Here is a 1,125-nt window from a genome sequence, read left to right on the forward strand (position 1 = left end):
ACAGGAGGGGCAGCAGGTCCCGCTCCCGCGCGAACAGCGCCGCGCCCTTGACGGTGAGCACCTCACAGCAGTCCGGCACCAGGGGGCGCAGGAGCGCTCCCAGGGCGTCCGTGTCCGAGAACTCTCCGCTGCACAAGGCGTCGTCCACGATGTCCTGCAGCTTCGCACGCCAGGTCTCCTGCTCCCGGCAGCGGCAGGAGAGCGCCGCCAGGGTCCGGGGGTGCGACGTCATCCCGGCGCAGATCCGCAGCTTCTCATCCGCCGCCATCCGCGTCCCCCGCAGCACCTCCAGGGACCAGTCCATCTCGAAGAAGTACCGCTCTTTCACGTACTCCTCCATGGTCCCATCCAGGACCCCATGCCTGCGGAAGTACTCCTCGAGCTTCTGGCAGAAATAGACGTTCGATTTGAAATAACTGTCCGTATATCGGCGGGACAGGCTGCCCGAGTATCTCCGGTAATGGTAGGGCGCGTACTGGTCGATGCCGATCCGCTGGCAGCGGTCCAAATAGTTCAGCATCATCAGCGTATCGGACCGCCATACCATGCCCTGCCTCCAGATCTCGGCGTCCTCCGGGGCCCCCTCCATGGCCAAGACCTTCTCCATCGGCCTGAGCGAGGCCCAAAGCGCCCCGGCGAAGGGACCGATCACGGGGAAATTCCGGGCGAAGCCGTCGCCGGTCAGCAGCAGCGGCTCGTCCCACTGGCGCAGGACGCTCGAGGTCCCCTCCCGCTGGAGATACTGGACCGCGCCCGTCAAGGCGAAGTCCAGATCGTTCTCCTCGGCGAAGGGCACCAGATGCTCCAGATAGTCCGGGTCCCACCAGTCGTCGGAATCCAGGTAGGTGACGTACCTCCCTGAACCCTTTTCCCGCAAAAAGCGGTAGAACATATGCGAAGTGTGCGTGTTCCGTTCCATGTGGATGGGGATGATCCGGCTGTCCTCCTCCGCGTAGGCGTCGATGAGGGCCGGGGTCCCGTCCGTGCTGGCATTGTCGATCAAGATCCACTCGAAGTCCCGGTAAGTCTGGCCAAGGACGCTCTCGATGCACTGCTTCAGATATCCCCCCGGGTTGTACGCCTGGGTATAGATGGTCACCTTTGGCATAGGCTCACCTCGATGTC

Annotated in this window: 1 protein-coding gene; it reads right to left on the reverse strand. The window is 63.6% G+C overall.

Annotation, left to right across the window (positions count from 1 at the left end; all coding sequences use genetic code 11):
• On the reverse strand, positions 1-1,108 hold a 1,108-nt coding region (locus tag QZ332_RS13755; RefSeq protein WP_295766474.1), incomplete at its 3' end, for a glycosyltransferase family 2 protein.
• Positions 1,109-1,125: the final 17 nt, after the last annotated feature.

This window comes from uncultured Oscillibacter sp., assembly GCF_910584465.1.
Taxonomy (GTDB): Bacteria; Bacillota; Clostridia; order Oscillospirales; family Oscillospiraceae; genus Oscillibacter.